This is a genomic window from Nocardia violaceofusca NBRC 14427, from assembly GCF_963869435.1.
Taxonomy (GTDB): domain Bacteria; phylum Actinomycetota; class Actinomycetes; order Mycobacteriales; family Mycobacteriaceae; genus Nocardia; species Nocardia aobensis.
Genome location: NZ_CAWMPM010000071.1, coordinates 1 through 1,396 on the forward strand (window position 1 = coordinate 1; position 1,396 = coordinate 1,396).

1 protein-coding gene is annotated in these 1,396 nt (G+C 66.3%); it reads left to right on the top strand.

Annotated elements, in window-relative coordinates; genetic code table 11:
* Positions 1-222: 222 nt before the first annotated feature.
* Positions 223-1,396, top strand: a 1,174-nt coding sequence (locus tag AC5592_RS34355) for an IS110 family RNA-guided transposase (protein ID WP_063066585.1), incomplete at its 3' end; no start/stop codon positions are given.

Sequence of the window (1,396 nt, forward strand, 5' to 3'; positions counted from 1 at the left end):
CCCACCGACATTGAGGATGGAAAGGATCTTGATCGTCGTGTCTCTCCCACCGACTGTCGCCCTGCTGGGTTGACCATCACTTGGTCTGACCGGCGGTCAAGGTCCCGCGCGCTGGCCGGGCGGACATGACTTAATAAGAGCCTGGCCCGGCCTCATCAATGTCCTGTCTGCCCGCCCGACCGGCGTCGACCCACCGCAATCGATCCAGAAGGCGCAACCAGCATGACAGTGACCGCCCCGGTCGCCAACCCCGCACTCGTCGCGGGAGTCGATACCCACGCCGACACCATCCACGTCTGCGTCTGCGACCCGGTCGGCCGTGAACTCGGCGATCGGGAATTCCCCACCACCACAACCGGATACCGGGCCGCGCTGAAATTCATGGCCTCACACGGGACAGTGCAGATCATCGGTGTCGAAGGAACGAGCTCTTACGGGGCAGGGTTCACCCGCGCCGCCCTCGCCACCGGCATCGAGGTCCGCGAAGTCATCCGGCCCGAACGCTCGGTTCGGCGGATGCAGGGCAAATCCGATCCCCTCGACGCCTACGCCGCTGCCCGAGCGGTCTTGTCCGGGCGCGCGAACGCGGCCCCCAAATTCGAGCAGGTCGAAGCATTGCGGGCACTGCACAACGCCCGCCGCTCGGCGGTCAAAGCCACCACCGCGGCGATGAACCAGATCCATCACATGCTCGTCACCGCCCCCGCCACCATCCGGGAAAAATACCGCGGCGTCAAAGAAAAGGCCCTGGTCACCGCGCTGGCATCATGCCGGCCCACAAGTTCCGACGCCGTCGCTCGAGCCGTGCTGACCGCGCTGAAGACCCTGGCCCGCCGTCACCAGTTCCTCACCACCCAAGCCGAAGAACTCCACCAGCAGATCCGCGAACTGGCCACTACCGCCAACCCCCACCTGATGTCGTTGCACGGCGTCGGACCCAACACCGCCGCCCAGCTACCGATCACCGCCGGCGCCAACCCCGGCCGACTCCGCAGCGAAGCCTCCTTCGCCGCCCTGTGCGGCACCGCACCAGTGCCCGCCTCCTCGGGCAAAACAACCCGCTACCGGCTCTCCCGAGGCGGTGACAGACACGCCAACAGCGCCCTGCACACCATCGCGCTGGTCCGCATGTCCAACCACCCACGCACCCGCGAATTCGTTGCCCGACAACGCGGCAAAGGACGCAACCCCGCCGAGATCATCCGCATCCTCAAACGCGCGATCGCCCGCGAAATCTTCAAATCCCTCACTCGCGCACTGGCCGCACCCGGACTCGACGATCTACGCCCGGCTCGCCAAGCCAAAAACATCACCCTCACCGCCGCCGCAGCCGCGATGGGCACCTACATCACCAAACTCGCCCGCACCGAACTGGGCACCTACCCCGACTACGACC